At 36.3% G+C, this 16,378-nt stretch carries 14 protein-coding genes; 3 read left to right on the forward strand and 11 right to left on the reverse strand.

Going from position 1 to position 16,378, the window contains the following annotated elements; translation table 11 throughout:
* The first annotated feature begins 134 nt into the window (after positions 1–134).
* The 3 genes from AADJ06_RS01550 to AADJ06_RS01560 all read left to right on the forward strand — a co-directional run bounded on the left by AADJ06_RS01550 (position 135) and on the right by AADJ06_RS01560 (position 3,669).
* Positions 135–281 carry a hypothetical protein gene (locus AADJ06_RS01550; RefSeq protein ID WP_341224630.1) on the forward strand — a complete coding sequence of 49 codons (147 nt, stop codon included), beginning with the start codon at positions 135–137 and terminating at the stop codon, positions 279–281.
* A 14-nt stretch (positions 282–295) separates the two neighbouring features.
* Positions 296–2,491 (forward strand): hypothetical protein, encoded by a 2,196-nt coding sequence (locus AADJ06_RS01555; RefSeq protein ID WP_341224631.1) that lies wholly within the window; start codon positions 296–298, stop codon positions 2,489–2,491.
* A 215-nt stretch (positions 2,492–2,706) separates the two neighbouring features.
* Positions 2,707–3,669 (forward strand): alpha/beta fold hydrolase, encoded by a 963-nt coding sequence (locus AADJ06_RS01560; protein WP_341224632.1) that lies wholly within the window; start codon positions 2,707–2,709, stop codon positions 3,667–3,669.
* A gap of 35 nt (positions 3,670–3,704) precedes the next feature.
* On the opposite strand, the gene AADJ06_RS01565 is transcribed toward AADJ06_RS01560, so the two are convergent.
* The 11 genes from AADJ06_RS01565 to AADJ06_RS01615 form a co-directional block, all read right to left on the reverse strand.
* Positions 3,705–6,173, reverse strand: coding sequence for an outer membrane beta-barrel family protein (locus AADJ06_RS01565; protein ID WP_341224633.1), 2,469 nt, complete (start codon positions 6,171–6,173; stop codon positions 3,705–3,707).
* 312 nt (positions 6,174–6,485) lie between these two features.
* On the reverse strand, positions 6,486–6,944 hold the full coding sequence (locus tag AADJ06_RS01570) for a nuclear transport factor 2 family protein (protein ID WP_341224634.1): 459 nt from the start codon (positions 6,942–6,944) through the stop codon (positions 6,486–6,488).
* Between the two features lie 20 nt (positions 6,945–6,964).
* Positions 6,965–7,438, reverse strand: a complete 474-nt coding sequence (locus tag AADJ06_RS01575) for a hypothetical protein (protein WP_341224635.1) — start codon at positions 7,436–7,438, stop codon at positions 6,965–6,967.
* 17 nt (positions 7,439–7,455) lie between these two features.
* Entirely contained in the window at positions 7,456–8,367 is a 912-nt protein-coding gene (locus AADJ06_RS01580; RefSeq protein WP_341224636.1) for an LD-carboxypeptidase, read from the reverse strand.
* 2 nt (positions 8,368–8,369) lie between these two features.
* The gene (locus tag AADJ06_RS01585; protein WP_341224637.1) at positions 8,370–8,822 is read right to left on the reverse strand and encodes a DUF1569 domain-containing protein; all 453 of its coding nucleotides are present in this window, start codon (positions 8,820–8,822) and stop codon (positions 8,370–8,372) included.
* Between the two features lie 104 nt (positions 8,823–8,926).
* Positions 8,927–10,534: a sulfatase gene (locus AADJ06_RS01590; RefSeq protein ID WP_341224638.1), complete on the reverse strand. Its 1,608-nt coding sequence runs from the start codon at positions 10,532–10,534 to the stop codon at positions 8,927–8,929.
* A gap of 2 nt (positions 10,535–10,536) precedes the next feature.
* The gene (locus AADJ06_RS01595; RefSeq protein ID WP_341224639.1) at positions 10,537–11,682 is read right to left on the reverse strand and encodes a Gfo/Idh/MocA family oxidoreductase; all 1,146 of its coding nucleotides are present in this window, start codon (positions 11,680–11,682) and stop codon (positions 10,537–10,539) included.
* Positions 11,683–11,739: 57 nt separating this feature from the next.
* Positions 11,740–12,417 carry a DUF547 domain-containing protein gene (locus AADJ06_RS01600; protein ID WP_341224640.1) on the reverse strand — a complete coding sequence of 226 codons (678 nt, stop codon included), beginning with the start codon at positions 12,415–12,417 and terminating at the stop codon, positions 11,740–11,742.
* On the reverse strand, positions 12,414–13,811 hold the full coding sequence (locus tag AADJ06_RS01605; RefSeq protein WP_341224641.1) for an arylsulfatase: 1,398 nt from the start codon (positions 13,809–13,811) through the stop codon (positions 12,414–12,416). The genes AADJ06_RS01600 and AADJ06_RS01605 overlap by 4 nt, the downstream gene beginning before the upstream one ends.
* A 119-nt stretch (positions 13,812–13,930) precedes the next feature.
* The gene (locus AADJ06_RS01610; protein ID WP_341224642.1) at positions 13,931–14,443 is read right to left on the reverse strand and encodes a GNAT family N-acetyltransferase; all 513 of its coding nucleotides are present in this window, start codon (positions 14,441–14,443) and stop codon (positions 13,931–13,933) included.
* Between the two features lie 300 nt (positions 14,444–14,743).
* Complete coding sequence (locus AADJ06_RS01615; protein WP_341224643.1) at positions 14,744–16,261, reverse strand: peptidase; 1,518 nt, start codon at positions 16,259–16,261, stop codon at positions 14,744–14,746.
* Positions 16,262–16,378 lie beyond the last annotated feature (117 nt).

The raw sequence follows: 16,378 nt of genomic DNA on the forward strand, positions 1-16,378 counted from the left end.
ATGCTAACCTGAAAAATTGACAATTGTCAATAATGTCGCCGTTTGGTAAAAAAAAGCTTTCCTATTTCCCAGATGGCACAGTTTTTCAACTATTGTTCAATGTATTCTTAGAATCTCACTAAAAAGGTCAGGAAATGAAAAAATCAACTATTATCAAATTACAAGAGACAGGAAAAAAAAGCTACCAAAAACCATCTTTAAAAAAGTTGGGTTCGGTTTCATCATTAACACTGAAAACAGGGTCTGTATCAGACTTTGGTTCTAATCAGTTCCAACCTTAAACCGATGACTTGTCATGAAAAAACTATTATTACTACTTATAATAATTATAAGTCCTGATTTAGTATTTGGGCAATGTGCGTGCCAACCTACTTGGCCACTGGCGAGTGGTGCAGGTGATTTTACATCAAATGATGGAGGAATATGTGTAAATGATTCGTGGACAGGGTTTATTACTGATAATACTTCGGTAATTGATATTTGTGTTACTTCTGGTGGAAATTGGAGTCCAGCGAGTGGCTCTCTACCCGCTAACGAGTTCATTGGTAATTTTGATTTAGAAATCAATGAGGGCGGAATTGTCAATATCATTGACGGAAATCCTCTTATATCCATAGGAGGCAAGCTGAAAAACCATGGCGGTTCTTTTATAACTAATACCACAGGTTCACTGACTTTCTTAGACTCCGTGATAAACAAGGTAGGTGTTTTGGATACGGGCTTAATAGACTGTACATCAGGAACCTTATTGACAAAGGATATTCTTAATTTGGGTAATCTTAACTTAGATTGCCCTACAGCCTCCTTAGAAGGGAAATTAATAAACAATGGTGGAGGTATAAATTTAAATATATCTGGGGTTCTTACTTTTCTAGATTCAGTTATCAATAATGTCGGTCTTTTAGGGAATGGCTTGTTAGATTGTACCGCAGGGACTGTGGTGAGCGAAGAAATTTTAAATTTATGTGACATAAATTTAGCATGTACTACAGCCACCTTAGGCGGGAAAATATTAAATGATGGGGGTTCGTTTATAGTTAATAGTTCAGGGGCATTGACTTTTTTAGATTCCTTGATTAATAATATTGGGCTTTTAAATAATGGATTAATTGATTTAAGTACGGGTACGCTATTGACTCAAAACTTATTTAACTCAGGAATTCTTAATTTAAGCTGTGACGGTATTGAAATACTTGGGGCTTCCAATATTGGAACCATTAATATTGACCAAGATGAAATAGATGTTACCCTTTTAAGACAAAAAGGAGATGGAAGCAATTATTTGACTTCACCTATTGAAATAGATCTTTTAAATAATTTTGGCACAGTCCAGTTATTGGGAGAAAGAGTTGTTGAGGTTGGTTTAGGGTCGGTTTGGAATAATAATGGTTCTGATGCTGTGTTTGGTTTAGATGTTTTAGGTGATGCTGGACTGTTTCTTAATGGAGGAACATGTAATAATACTGGAGGGGCTAGAATGCTTCTAGGATATTTCCAGAACGCCTTTGGCCACTTTATAAATACGGCTACTTCTACAGTAGTGGTGGAAGCTGGTTTCCTTAACAATGGTGAGTTTACCAATGGTGGCTATATTCATGTGGGCGGTGATTTGCAATTCGGAGTACCAGAAATAGAGCTTCTTCCTTTTGAGAATAATAACCAAATAGTAGTTGATGGAGATATTTATATTTTTGGAAGAGTAGATAACGAAGGCGTTATTTCTACTGAGTTTGGCCTTTTTGAAGAGGGATTTGAAAAAGAAGTTACAAGCTTCATTGGGGGACTTTTAACAACTATATTAGAGCTCTTTGGTGAAGATTTCTTACAAGGAGATGGGATTGTTTGGCTTGGGACGGAACCTGCTAATATCTTTGATATATCTGAAATGGTTACAACGGGTGCTAGTGGTATAGGTGTGGCAAATAACACTTTAGTAGTAGGGCTAGATCCAGAGAGCCCGGCTCTTGGGGTATTTCCAGTTAAGTTAGTTTCCTTAAAGGGAAAGCAGTTAGAGCGTAGAATTAATGTCTCTTGGGAAGCTACTGAATATGAAAACTTTGATAAGTTTCTGCTGGAGAAGAGTAATAATGCTGTAAACTTTGAAGGAATAGCTAGAATAGACAAAAGCTTTGAGACTATTTATAATCATGATGATTATAACCCAAAAGAAGGTGTTAATTATTACAGACTAAAGCTAATTGATTCAAATGGAAAGTATACCTACTCTAAAACAATAGCGGTTAATTATGAAATAGATGGTGATTATTTCACTTTTGAAAACCCTGTGAGAAATCACACTATTCAGATTAGAACCAATATAAAAGACTCGGAGCTTCGTATTTTAGATGTTACGGGTAGGAATATTCCTTATGATATTTATGATACAGCTGAAGGCTATGAAGTAAGACCTCAAAGAACTTCGGAGGGTGTCCTTCTAGTAAGTATGGCTGGTGAGAGGCGTGTATTTACAAAGAAAGCACTGATTCGATAGACGACTTACTGCTTTCTTTTTAAGATAATCATACATAAAAGTGAAATAAGCTATAATCGGAGTTCATCTCGCCGTACTGAAAAGAACGGCGTAGATGGACTTTTCATTTTTAGAGGTAAACTATCAAGGCGTTTTTACTGTTGTTTAGAAGTGGACGAAAGTCTTTAAAGACAATTCGTTATTGATGATATTTTGTTAAAAACAGTCTTATAAAATTGAAAACTTCTTTTTCTCCTCCATTTTGGCAATTTGAAGGCCATCTTCAAACCATTTATCCAAGTTTTTTTAGAAAGGTCGATTTGCCCTATGAAAAAGAACGAATAGAGCTTCCTGATGGTGATTTTCTAGATTTAGAATGGCTTAATAATGACAACGATAAGCTCATATTAGTGACACATGGTTTAGAGGGAGATGCCTCGAGGCATTATGTAACGGGAATGATTCAGAAGTTTCAAGAGCAAGGTTTTGATGGCTTGGGATGGAACTGTCGTAGCTGTAGCGGTGAAATGAATAGGTTACCAAAATTTTATCATCATGGAGATGCGGAGGATTTAAGAGCTGTTTTAGAATATGCTATAAAGGAAAGGGGATATAAAGAAGTGGTATTGGCAGGCTTTAGTATGGGAGGTAGTTTAACACTAAGGTTGGTCGGCGAAAAGCCTGAGCTTTTACCTGCAGAGGTTAAACTGGCGGCAGTAGCCTCTGTACCTTTAGATTTACAGAATTCTGTAGAAGAATTACAAAAGCCTTTGAAACGCTTTTACATGGATCGTTTTTTAAGGAAATTAGAAGTGAAAATTAAACAAAAGTCCTTGCAGTTTCCTGATAATAGTTTCTTTCAAGGTAATACTAAAACCAATGACTTTTTTGAATTTGATAGCCGGTATACGGCTCCTTTACATGGTTATAAAGATGCATTTGACTTTTATGCTCAAGCCTCTGCTAAACCTCTTTTAGGTAGGGTGCAAGTACCAACTTTGATAGTTCAGGCTCTTAATGACCCATTTTTAGGTGACAAATGCTTTGATTTGGGTGAAGCACAAAGTAATGCTAACCTTAATTTAATATTACCCAAAGAAGGGGGGCATGTAGGTTTTATGCAGTCAGGGCAAAAAAGTACATATGTAGAAGACCAAGCTTTGGCCTTTTATCAAAAACTAAAAAAGGCCTCTGAATAAATCAGAGACCTTCTTTAGAAAATTAATAGCTGTTTTTAGTTACCGTTTCCGCCGGCTCTGCTTTTTAAGTCTTCCGTAGCAGTGCTTCTTCTTCTGCTACTTTTTACGTTTTGGTTACCAAATGTGTAGTTAAAACTCAAAGTAACTCTTCTGCTAGTCCATCTGTTATCAATTTGTAAGTCTACGTTTTCATAATCAATAGCACCTGCAAAGAAAGAGGTTAAGAAGATGTCATTTATGTTAAATTTGATACGCCCTTTTTTCTCAAGAATTGTCTTTTGAACGCCGGCATTTACAGAGTATTGAGGTTTTGACTGCTTAATAATTCCCATTATTTGAGGTGAATTAAACCACATGCTAGCTTCTGCAGACCAACCTTTCTTAAAGCTCAAGTTGTTACTAGTATAAAAATTAAATGCCGTTTGGTCTATATTTAAAGTACCACCGCTTAAGTCGCTGTCATAATATTTCACATAATATAAGTTTATGTTATTCTGCATATTCCACCATTTAGTAACTGGAATAGGGAAAGATAAGTTGGCAGAATAGTTTTCTACTTTTTCAAGGTTGGTGGTTGTTTGAAAAGTAACCCTAGTTTCATCATCTTGCTCTATCACCTGCATCATAAAGTCATTAGTATTGGCGTAGCCTAAAGTAAGAGTGATGGCATTATTATAGGTATATGTAAGTTCTAGGTTATCAGTAAATTGTGGTTTTAAATACTCGTTTCCACGCTCAAAAGTATAAGGGTCTAAGAAGAATAAAAATGGGTTAAGTTGTTGATAGTTAGGACGCCCTATTCTTCTGCTATAGGAGTATCTAAGTGAGTTTTTGTCATTTACTTTCTGATTTAAAAATGCTGTTGGGAAAAGGCTTAAGTAGGAGCGAGGTACAGATTGGTCAAGGGTGATAGAGTTACCTTCTGATTTAGTGTGCTCGGCTCTTATTCCAGTTTGGAAGCCTATTTTGTCCCACTGTTTTCCTATGTTAAAGTAAGCTGCATTCACAAATTCGGTATAAACAAAGTGATTTGTTTTGCCTGGGTCAATAGTCCATGCTCCGTCATTTTCTACTTCAAACACAAAGTCATTGTCGGTTTTGACATAGCTAGTTTTGGCTCCAAACTCAATTTTCATTTTGTTGGCTGTTGGTATTACAAAGTCTACTTTGGCAGCATAAATATTAATGTCTGAAGGAGTGCTATTTTGTTGAAGTATTTTTTCAGTCAAGTTTTGATTACTATCAAAATAGTCAGTTTCGAAAGTTTGGAAAGTGTAGTTTCTAAAACCGCTGTAATCAGCATCAAAACTTACTTCTTTTCCTTTATCATCAAAGTTATGCTTTACATTAAAATTGGCAGTGTAGTTCCAGTTATCCATATCCCTATCAGAGATTGGAATTAGTGAGCTCTGGTTAATCACATCACTTTGTCTTTCTATAATTTCTGTTAAGCCAGAAGACTTCATGTTGCCATTCCAGTTATTTACATCAAACATAATTCCTAAGGTAGTTTTATCGGTAGCGAAGTAGTCTGCACCAAGTTTTGCGGAGCTATAAATACCATTACCATTTCTTTGTGATACTTGGTCAAACTCACTTCTCAAGCTTTCAAAGTTTGTGCTTCTCATAAGATGGTTGTCATTATAAAAAGCATTTCTACCTGCATTTGCCGTCCCAAAAACGTTTACTTTCTTGTTTCTGTGGTTTAATGAGATGTTTGTAGATGCTCGGTATAAATCATCTGTTGAGTTAGGCAGGTAAGAATCTCCAACAGCTACGTTTATTGAGCCATTTGTTCCAAAAGCTTTATTTTTCTTCAATTTAATATTGATGATTCCTGAGTTTCCAGAAGCGTCATATTTAGCAGAAGGATTAGAAATGATTTCTATTGAAGTGATTTCGTCAGAGTTCATATTGCTTAGCAATTGCATCAAAGCTTCTTCTGATAAATAACTACGTCTTCCGTCAATTTGTACTAGAACCCCATTTTTATTTTTCAACTTAAGAGCGTTGTTCTGCCTGTCAACTACTACGCCTGGTGCTTTTTCCAGTACTTCTAAAGCGGTATTGCCACTTCCTACTATACTGTTTTCTACGTTTAGCACAGTTCTGTCAATCTGCTGTTCTATGAAAGGTTTTTTCGCCGTTACTGTTACTTCACCCAGTTCGTTTGATGCCACTGTTAGTTTTATTGGCTGAAATTCAAAGTTCGGAGTGGCTTGTCCTAACTTGAAATTAGGAGACACAAATTCGGAATAACCTACCATAGAAATTTTGACAAAATATCCACCTTCGGTTAAATTGTCAAGAATAAAAGCCCCATCTATGTCGGAAGCTACTGCTTTATTTAAAGAGCTGTCTGCTTCATTTAGCAGCAACACATTGGCAAATGGCATGACTTCTGATTTTTCATCAAGAACATTTCCTGTGACCTGGAAATTGGTTTGTGCCCACGAACTCAATGTTACTGTAAGGGCGAAAATTGTAAGTAATAGCTTTTTCATTTTTTGTATTTTTTATGTCGTAATAGCTTTGGCCTTTGGGATATGTTTTCCTAAATGACACTTCAAAGGTATGGGTATTGTGTATAGCAAGGTAATGGTTTATACACAAGTGGTTCATTAAACTAGATGAATGGTTCTTTCATAATTTATACACCAGATGGCATAGAAAGGCCTAAGGTTGCAGTCCTTTGTAAATGAAAGTCGCTAAAAGGTTAAGTGAAGGTAATGTGGCTACGAATCGATTAAAAATGGCGATATGCTTATTTCTGAGCAATAAAACGGCTAAGACTGAAAGGAAATTAGATACTAGGCTTAAAGCTTTTCTTGAAATTTTTTCAAGGTGGAGGTAGTTGTTTGATTAAGTTTTTTCTTAAAAAATTGGGTATTCCCTAATAGAATACCTTTGAAGCCCATGGCTTGTTTAGCCCATGCATAAAGGTTAAAGGTGTCTGTGTGTTCTATTATTTTACCATCTTTGAATTTGAACTTTGCCAAGACAATGTTATGAACCGAACGTCCTGTTTGGCTGAAGGTATATTTGGCTTCCCATTTAACCAAGCCTTTTTCTTCATCGGCTATTGGTTCTGAAAAAGTTATTTCAAGGTCTTTTCCATTTTTGCAAAGCATTCTCCACATGTCGCCTGCATCTTTTCCGTGTAATTTACCAAAAGCTGGGTCTTCAAATACTACATCTTTATGATAGCATGAGGCCATAGTTTCAGCGTCTTGCTTTGAAAAGGCAGTATAGAATTTTTCAAGAAGGTTTTCCATATGATTTTAAATAAACGGTATTAAGCTGTCATCCATTTTTTTAGTTCGGCAGCTTCGTTGTCACTGAGCTCAAGCTGAGAGCTAGCTTTCTTATTTGAAGGAAAAGCAATCAACATAACGACCAAAACAGCTAAAGCAATAAACAGAAACTGTGTTTCGCCAGACATGATGGCTGCAATGGATGCCAAGTAACCAGGTATGGCGAGGCATAAGTTCTTTACAAAAACAGATTTTTTATAATAGTCTAATTTGCTTGACAGGTTTTTAGCTTTTCGTGCTTCTTTAAGGTGCTTATTTCCTAAATAAAAAGATGCAGACAAACCTATAACTATGCTCATAGGTACAGCTTTAAAAAGAATACTCATGTAAGACGAGCCTTTTGAGATATTGCCAGATTGGATCAGATAAAATACAGCTACAGCCAATAATAATAGGCTAAAAGCAATAGCTATATATGTTCTTTGAGTTTTTTTTAGCGTGTTAGTTTGATTCATTTTTTATATACTTACTGTTAAATAGAGCTTAATTTAACCTTGTTTTTTAATACTTCTAGTTTCATTACCTCGCCACATCTTATAGCTAGGTTCTCATCATCATGACCTATTGGGAAATCATATGAGACAGGATATTGAAATGCGGATACATGTTCTTGAATGATTTCATATGCCGTTTTACCAAAGGGAATGGCGTTTTCTTTAGAATCAGAAAACTGTCCGACTATCAAGCCTGCTAAGTTATTAAGTTTACCAGCTCTTTTTAATTGTACCATCATTCTGTCAATATTATAAGAATACTCTCCCACGTCTTCCAGAAATAGGATTTTATTATCAAAACTGATGTCAGAAGAAGAACCAATATTATGAGCCAAGAGACAGAGGTTTCCTCCGATTATTTGTTCAGCACATTCGCCTTCTCTATTAAAATCGTGACCTCTTTCTTTATACTTTAAAACTTTCCCAGTTAATGCCTCTTTTAAGGATCTGGTAGATGCTGTATCATTAGTAAGCGTCACCATCATAGGCCCATGAATAGACTGTATACCTAAACTTTGAAGTTTTTGATGAACTACCGTTAGGTCAGAAAATCCAACAAGCCATTTAGGATTTTGCTTAAACCTATCCCAATTAATTTGGTCAATAATCTTGGACGCACCATATCCACCTCTGCCTGCTATAATCCCTTTGATTTCAGGATTGTCTAGCATCGCCTGAAAGGCTACTATTTTTTCATGGTCTGTGCCGGCGAAATTATGATGAACATTTAATATGTTACTTGAAAAAACGGTTTTGAAACCAAAGCCGTTTTCAATGATTTCTTTACCTTCTAAAAGCCTCTTCTCATCTAAAACAGAAGATAGAGAGACAATTCCGACTTTGTCTCCTTCTTTAAGAGCAGATGGCTTTATGAGTGCTTTTAGCTTCATTCTTAAACAGCAAACTGACTTAAATGGTGGTCTAAATGTTTATAAAACATGATGTTCCACTCACTTTCTGTTAAGTTACCAAAGGAGTTTGAGGTTTTTCCATCAAAGTAAGTTCCTCCCAGTTCCTGTGTTTTATTCAGATAGTCAATCAGCCTTTTCTTTTCCGTTTGAAAGTTTCTTTGGTCTTTGATTACAAAAGCCGGAGCGGTAGGGCTGTTCTTTTTGTAAGGTTTTGGACCTACCACTATATTTTTTACAAAAAGCTTCATTATAAGGGTTTTGAAGAAACCAGCCTTTGGGTGCGTTTCATCATATATCATTTCATACGTTACACAGCAATGAGCCAGCATTTGGGCTACAGACATTTTACCCCATATTGCTTTGCTCTCAGGTGAAAGTTGATTTATTCTACCAATAATTTCATTGGTAACAGAGGCTTCAAAAATATTCTTCATCAAGCTTTATTTTTATTATTTTTTAAATATGCAATTCCTTTTTCTAAACTGGAAAGCTCTAGTGTTTAATTATGAAGCTTTTTGCGTCAAATAACCTTTAAATGTTAAAAGATTACTATTTCGCTCGGTTCGTAGCCTAGCCTCATGGCCATGCATTCGTATGACTCGGAGTTCGTTTCTATTGGTTTGGTATATACTTCCCACCTTTCGGTTCCTCTTTTTCTATATGCTATAGAAGCTCCTGCAGTCATACTAGTAAGTTTGGTTTTCTCACCTATTGGGTAGACGGTAGGCTTGGCTGTATGTGGAGGGGTGTTTTGTCCGTTCCACATTTCGCGGAGCATTTCTTTTTCAGGAATTGCTCCGTAATCACCCGTTTCGGCTACCCAGTTTTCCAAAGCTTCTCTTAGCCTAAGTAAGGTTTCTGCATATTCAGGATTTGCAGCTAAATTGTTTAGCTGATAAGGGTCATTCTGCCAGTCGTAAAGCTCTTCTTCAGGTTTCGTTTCTTGAAACCAAAAAGACTGTTCTTCCGTTAGCTGCCCTTCTTCCTTGAGAGCTAGAATCATATTCATTGTAGGTATGCCCTTACGATAATCTACATCCATATATAGTGGTTTTTCTGGATTATAGTTTTTGATATATTGGTACTGAGGGTCCATGGCGGAACGCACCCGGTCATAATCATTATCAATTCTATCCCTTGCCGCAAAAATATATTCGTGGTCGGACTCCGCTTTATATTTCCCTAAAAATGCTTTTCCATGCATTTGAGAAGGTGTTTCTATTCCTGCTAGAGAAAGCATAGTAGGACCAAGGTCTATGGCGTTTATGAAATTAAGATTTCTAGTTCCTGCATTTGCTTTATTTGGAAATCTAGCTATTAAAGGAATATGAAGGCCTCTTCTATAAACCTCTCTTTTAAAAAATGGAAGTCCGTCACCATGATCACCCCAGAAGAAAATGATGGTATTATCTAATAAACCATCTTCCTCAAGTTTTGCTAATACTTCACCTATTTGGTCATCTAGTTCAGACATGTTACTGTAATGTCTGGCTACATCGGTTCTTGAGGTGATATTGTCAGGGTAATAGGGTGGAAGCTGTACATCTTCTGGCTGAACTCTCAACTCATGGTCTGCTCTTGCCCATATTTGAGATTCATGGGTGGTAGTGAAATTAATAACACTAAAAAAAGGTTGGTCACCATCTCGTCCTCGCCAGTCTGCTGTTTTACTTACTTCGTCCCAAACCGTTGGCGGTGCAGTAAACTGATAATCAGTTTTTAGGTTATTAGTGGTATAATAGCCTTGTGCTCTTAAATATTCTGGAAAGCACTTAACCTCAGGTGGAGGGACGGAGTTATACATTTTAGGTAAACCAAGCTTTTCGGTTTCATGTATACCCATAGTTCGCATGTTATGGCCGCCATTACTAGTTTGGTACCTACCAGTGATAATGGAGTTTCTGGCGGGAGAACATACTCCTGCAGATGTGTATACATGGTCAAAAACTACGCCTTCATTGGCAAGTCTATCTAAGTTTGGAGTGGCTATGGTGGAGTCGCCATAAGCTGCCATTCTAGGACTTAAATCTTCTGCCGAAATCCAGAGAATATTAGGTCGGTTAGGCAATTCTACTTTGACCTTTTTTTTACAAGCGACTAAAATAGTAAGTAGTAGTACAGAGTATAGGGTTATTCTATTTTTCATCGTTATTTGCTCTTTAGGCCTAGTTTTTGTGCTTTTAAGGCTAGTTCCATGGTTAAAAAACAATGTTCTTGAGACATTGCAGTGTTAGTTCTATTCAAAACATCATCTACCATTTGAGGACCAAAAGGTAGTTCAATCTCCTTACAATCCATGTGAATGGTTTCTTTACCATCAGCCATGTAAAGATGGTTTCCACTGTCATGCCTAGCTATGTCAATGTTTTTTCTTATTTCAATAAAGCCTTCGGTACCTAAAACGGTTAATCTTCCGTCTCCCCATGTATTTAGGCCGTCCGGGCTAAACCAGTCTATTCTTACATAACCAGAGCCTCCGTTTCCTTGCACCATTGCATCACCAAAATCTTCAAAACCTGGATACTGGGGATGGTTTACATTTTTAACCTGTGCGGCCAATACTTTTGCCTCGGTGGAATTTGTAAAATGTAAGAATTGGTCAAATTGATGCGAAGCAATATCCGTAATAATACCTCCTACTTGATTCATATCATAAAACCAGTCTGGTCTGGTCTCTGGTCTCATTTTGTGGGGTCCTAAACCAATGGTTTGAATCACCTTGCCTATGGCACCAGCTTTTACTAATTCACTAGCTTTTACGGTAGCTCTGTTTTCAAGACGCTCACTGTAAACAATGGTATAAATTTGCCTAGTTTCTTTTTGGACTTTTCTTACTTGAGCTAATTGTTTTAAGGTAGTAATGCCTGGTTTGTCAGACATATAATCTTTACCGGCTTTCATTACTCTTATTCCTAATGGAGCTCTTTCACAGGGAATTCCAGCACTTAAAACAAGTTTAATGTCTTGATTTTCTAAAATCTCTAGTTCGCTTTTAGCTTGTTTAGCTGTTGGGTGTCTTTTACCAAAAGCTGCATTTAACTCAGCTTCTTTGGCATAGTAAGAAACTAGTTCTCCGCCACCTCTTTTGATGGCCTCTGTCATGCTATAAATGTGACCATGATTCATGCCAATTACAGCAAATTTTAAGCGTGGCTTGTCCCACGTTTTTATTAGGTCTGGTTTGGCTATGATTGATTTATGAGCAGCTACACTGTTTGGGATGGTTCCTAATAAACCTAAACCTGCAGAGTTTAATGCTACGTTTTTAATAAAATTCCTTCTGTTGTTTTTCATTATAAAGAGAGTTGAATATTTGTCAAATATGCGAATAAATAATAATTTGGGTTTAAGCTATTCGAAATTAAGGAGTTGGTCTTCCCAAGAATACGGCTTGTAAATCAATTTAAATCCTGTGGTAGGTATGTTTAGTTTATCTTCCAAGATTTGTTTAATTCCTTTTTTTCCACTAAAATCACCTCTAAACCAGCTCATTAAACTGGTAGTGTGAATTTCCATTTTATCGTAAAATACCTCCGTTTCGGATTCTAAAAAAGATAAAGTGGCTATGTCTAATTGCTGGTCTAGCTTGTTATAGTTGTAAAAAGCTATTGGCGGACAGCTCTTTGCACCACAGTTTAAAGCAAAGTGAATTCGATAATCTACTTTATTTACAGCGAGTGATTTTATTAGAATAGGGGCAAAAATATTAGGTAAATAGCCCAAGGATATCTTGATACGATATTTGCGTAAAATACCATGTTCTATTTCGTCAAGGCTAAAGTTTTCGCCAGCTATTTTAATAAGCTTTTCTGTATAAATTTCAGGGGCCAGTAATTTGGTGTTTTTTCTAAGAATTTGATAATAGGCGTTATAACAGTTTATCCAAAAAGCTTTCTTTTGGCTATCTGTTTTTAATTCTTCTTTTAATTGCCCTAAGGTCAGTATAGCTAATTGTTCCTCTAAATTATCAGTTGATTCTTCTTTTTTTACGTTTAGAAGTAGCTCTTCAGCCAATTTGCTTATAGTCATTCAAATTTAAATTTAAAGTCTGAAGAAAGTGTATGCTCTTGATTCATTATTTGTAAACCTTTTGCTACAAGTTCTGGGTTTACAGAAGCGAGGTCATTTTGCTCTTCAATGTCTTTGGCAATGTTATAAAGTTCAACTTTAGTTTTCGTGCTGTCGTTAACATGAAGTTTTACGCATTTCCAGTTGTCATCAAATAAGACACCTTGCTTGCCGCCTTGTTCATAAAATTCCCAATATAGGAAATCATGTTTAGCTTGTTCTTTTCCTAATAAAGTTGGTAAAAAAGAGATACCATCTGTCTGATGTTTATCATCAATATTGGCTAGTTCTTTTAATGTTTCAAAAAGATCTACAAAGCCAGAAACATGTTCAGACGTGCTTTCAGCTTTGATTTTCCCTGGCCATCTAGCAATGGTTGGTACCCTTATGCCACCTTCATACAGGTCTCTTTTAGTTCCCCTTAAGGGTCCATTGCTGTTGAAAAATTCAGAATCTGCACCACCTTCATTGTGTGGTCCATTATCAGAAGTGAATATTACTAGCGTGTTTTCATCTAATCCTTGGTCTTTTAGTTTTTGCATTACTAGGCCTACTGTTTTGTCTAGTTCGCCTATCATGGCTGCATGCCTTTTTTGGTTTTCTGGCCAATCTTTATCTGCGTAAATTCCTAAGCTCGGTACTTCCATGCCAGATTCATTAAAGTGTTGAGACTCATTGTTGGCATGTGGGACGGTTACAGGTAGATAAAGGAAAAATGGCTTTTCAGTATTTTCCTCAATAAAGGCTAACGATTTCTCAATAAACTTGTCATTGGAGTAAACTTCTTTATTGGTGGAGTGGCCTGCAATACCTGCATTGTTTCCTTTCGTCATGTATTCTACTTCATTACCTAGTTGATCTTTTTCCTCATTTTCGTAGAGGAAAGCTGGATAATGATTGTGAGCGTGGGCCTGATTTAAATAGCCATAGAAATAGTCGAAACCTTGATTGTTCGGAATTCCGGAACTTGATTCCTCGCCCAAACCCCATTTTCCAACTAAACCCGTGGTGTATCCAGCTGTTTTTAAGAGTTCGGCTACAGTATAATCTTCATCTAATAAAGGTACACGGGCATTCCCTCTAACCCTTGCATGACCATTATGCTTACCTGTCATTAAGGTACAGCGTGATGGAGCACAAACGGTATTTCCAGCATAATGCCTTGTGAGCATCATGCCTTCTTTGGCTAGTTTATCAATGTTTGGTGTTTCTATGAGGGATTGACCGAAGGCACCCACATCACCATAGCCAAGGTCGTCGGCCATGATATACACTATATTTGTTTTTTTGTGTTCAGCTTCTTTACAGGAAAAGAAGAGTAGGCATAAGCTTGCTAAAATTGCAGTTTTTTTCATTTTTCAAGGGTTTCAGGCCATGAAGGTAGCAGCAAAAGCTTTCTGTTGCAATTTCAGATTACATAAATACTACTAAAAACTCATTTAGCAGGCAATCACTTATATGTATACGAACTCTTCTAGAGCTCGTATACGAATTTTGAGACCTTATATTCAGTGGCACCGCTATTCCTATAAAAGTCTACAGCGTTGCTCCCTTTTATGTGAGCTCCTACGTAAAGTCTAGAATGGCCCATGTCTTTACTGAATCCCAGAATGGTTTTCATAAGTAGCTTACCAAAGCCCTTTTTTTTATACCCAGGCTTTACCGCTAAATTGTATAAGAAAAACTCTGATTCATCTTTGTAGTAACTTCTTATTTCATAACCTGTTAGTCCACCTATTACTTCATTGTCTATTTTTGCTACAAAACCAACAAAAGTAACATGGCGAAGCATAGTGTTTAGGCTAAATTCGTCTATCTCTTTTTTAGATTGCCCATCAAACGTTTCCTTAAAGATTTCTATGAGTTGTTTAAATAGTATTAAATCTTGAGAACCTAATCGTTGAATTGAAACCTGAGATTTACTTTCTTCTTTTGGTATTTCTCTTTCAAGAGTGATTGTTTCTAGAATATCGGGGTTATATCTCATTTCTTTTATGTTTAAATTCAAAATTTAGCTTAAAGTAAAGCACATAGGCTTTTTAAATAATATTTTCACTTTTTGAATTAGGATTGTTGAACAGTGTGCTGGGTTTAAGTGTTTTTTTCTGACTTGTAAACTAATATAATGATTATATGTTTATTGCAAGAATGGATTGTACTTAATCGATTCATTAAGGGATGAAAGGCTGCAATTTGTATACAAATGTATATTTTAGGATGGTGTAATAGAATGAAAAAAGGCTATCCATTTTAATGAATAGCCTTGTGCCATAATGTTATAAGCCCTTTAGAGGTTCTTACTCCATGCATCAAAAAGCATTAGTTGTTTGTCTGTAGGGTTTACCATTTTTCTAATCTCAATGGTTTTGCCTTCACCAGAGTAATTCAGACCAATTTTTCCTAAATATTCTTTGTTAGGAAGAGGTTCTGCGTTTTCAATGTAGTCGTGAATGAAATCGGCAATTTCTGGGTAAGTCATTTGCACTAAATCATTGAAAAAGTTTTTCTCCGAAATTGGCTTTCCCTTGCCATATTTATCCACTAATTCAAGCATGAGTTCTCTCAGGCCTCTTTTTCCATTAGAAAGTTCTAAAAGCCTTATGTCTAAGTAAGCGGCTACTAATGCACCTTTATAATAAATATTTCCGTATTGCTTTGCTCCATCTTCGTTAAATGATTCTCTAGCAATTCTGGCAAGGCTCCAGCTTTTATCAAAATAGTTTTCGTTGATAAGTATTTTTTGGCGAATGCTGTTTTTGATATATTCGTCAAAGTTAACCACACCACCTCTGTATAAGAGAATATTGGAAGCCCATTCCGTTACACCTTCATACAACCATAGGTGCTGAGAAGGAGTGGGTTCTACAAAATTGAATGATTCTATAATTTCAGAATGAATATTAAGTGGTGTTACTATATGGAAAAACTCATGAGAGGCTATGTCCGTAACCTGCTTCATGTAGGCTTCTGTAGGCTCATTTTCTGTTAAAACATACTCTGAACTGTAAGAATGCTCCCAAGCACCGGTTTGTCCGTCGGGGTTTTGCAAAAAGTAATATAAAAAGGTATAGTTTTCTACAGGTAACTTTATTAAAAACTTATTTGATGCGTCTAGCATATCCTTCATGTTTTCTAATAAGGCTTCCGATGTGAATTTTCCTTTCTCAGAATAAGTGAATATCCTAATCGGAGTGTCTGCTACTTGGGTTTCGGCATATGTTAATATTCCTGTTAAAATAGGGGAATCCACAGCGTGGTCAAAGGAGCTTGCCCAGTAGTATCCGTCTTTCTTTTCTAAAGCTGTTCCTGTTTTCCAACCTTCTCTTTGGTTTACTTTTATTTTCATCGGGTTACTCTGCATACCCTCAAAGTAGCCTAACATTGTATGTGTATTAATAAGAGCATGGTCGTTTTCAATGCTGCTTCCACACATCATATAAACAGGATATGATGCCACTTCGGTATCAAAAGTTTCTGCTACTTTGTATTGAATATTTTGTACTTTATGAGGTTTAGAAATGATATACTGATTAGGAGCGTTATAAACGACTTTTATCTCTTTTCCTTTTTTATTGAAGGCTTTAAAGTCGCTAACAAAGCGTCCTATGTTTTGCGTTTGGTACGTGCCTGGTGCTGTCGCAGAAAACTGGTAAATGTTGTTTTCTTTTGATAAGGCTTTTTCTAAGTCTATTGAAACATAAAAAGTGTCAGTGTTCTTGGTGACATCTATTTCAAAGTTGATAGCAGTTTGTGAAAAAAGAGGGCTAGCAAAAAGTAGAAGTACGAGTGTTTTTAAAAAGTTCATTTATCGAATTATTGTAGTATGTTGATTTTTGAATGTACAAAAGTGATGATTTTTCATAAAAGAATAGCAGGTATGTGCCGAACTATGCCATTATACTTAGCTATTTGCGTTTATTTT

This window comes from uncultured Arcticibacterium sp. (genome assembly GCF_964021845.1).
GTDB lineage: Bacteria > Bacteroidota > Bacteroidia > Cytophagales > Spirosomataceae > Arcticibacterium.

What these genes read in the sequence shown, in the direction of transcription:
- AADJ06_RS01570 (WP_341224634.1), bottom strand. Translation starts at nt 6,944, where the DNA reads ATGGAAAACCTTCTTGAAAAATTCTATACTGCCTTTTCAAAGCAAGAC.
- AADJ06_RS01575 (WP_341224635.1), bottom strand. Translation starts at nt 7,438, where the DNA reads ATGAATCAAACTAACACGCTAAAAAAAACTCAAAGAACATATATAGCT.
- AADJ06_RS01610 (WP_341224642.1), bottom strand. Translation starts at nt 14,443, where the DNA reads ATGAGATATAACCCCGATATTCTAGAAACAATCACTCTTGAAAGAGAA.
- AADJ06_RS01565 (WP_341224633.1), bottom strand. Translation starts at nt 6,173, where the DNA reads ATGAAAAAGCTATTACTTACAATTTTCGCCCTTACAGTAACATTGAGT.
- AADJ06_RS01585 (WP_341224637.1), bottom strand. Translation starts at nt 8,822, where the DNA reads ATGAAGAATATTTTTGAAGCCTCTGTTACCAATGAAATTATTGGTAGA.
- AADJ06_RS01605 (WP_341224641.1), bottom strand. Translation starts at nt 13,811, where the DNA reads ATGAAAAAAACTGCAATTTTAGCAAGCTTATGCCTACTCTTCTTTTCC.
- AADJ06_RS01615 (WP_341224643.1), bottom strand. Translation starts at nt 16,261, where the DNA reads ATGAACTTTTTAAAAACACTCGTACTTCTACTTTTTGCTAGCCCTCTT.
- AADJ06_RS01555 (WP_341224631.1), top strand. Translation starts at nt 296, where the DNA reads ATGAAAAAACTATTATTACTACTTATAATAATTATAAGTCCTGATTTA.
- AADJ06_RS01595 (WP_341224639.1), bottom strand. Translation starts at nt 11,682, where the DNA reads ATGAAAAACAACAGAAGGAATTTTATTAAAAACGTAGCATTAAACTCT.
- AADJ06_RS01550 (WP_341224630.1), top strand. Translation starts at nt 135, where the DNA reads ATGAAAAAATCAACTATTATCAAATTACAAGAGACAGGAAAAAAAAGC.
- AADJ06_RS01600 (WP_341224640.1), bottom strand. Translation starts at nt 12,417, where the DNA reads ATGACTATAAGCAAATTGGCTGAAGAGCTACTTCTAAACGTAAAAAAA.
- AADJ06_RS01590 (WP_341224638.1), bottom strand. Translation starts at nt 10,534, where the DNA reads ATGAAAAATAGAATAACCCTATACTCTGTACTACTACTTACTATTTTA.
- AADJ06_RS01580 (WP_341224636.1), bottom strand. Translation starts at nt 8,367, where the DNA reads ATGAAGCTAAAAGCACTCATAAAGCCATCTGCTCTTAAAGAAGGAGAC.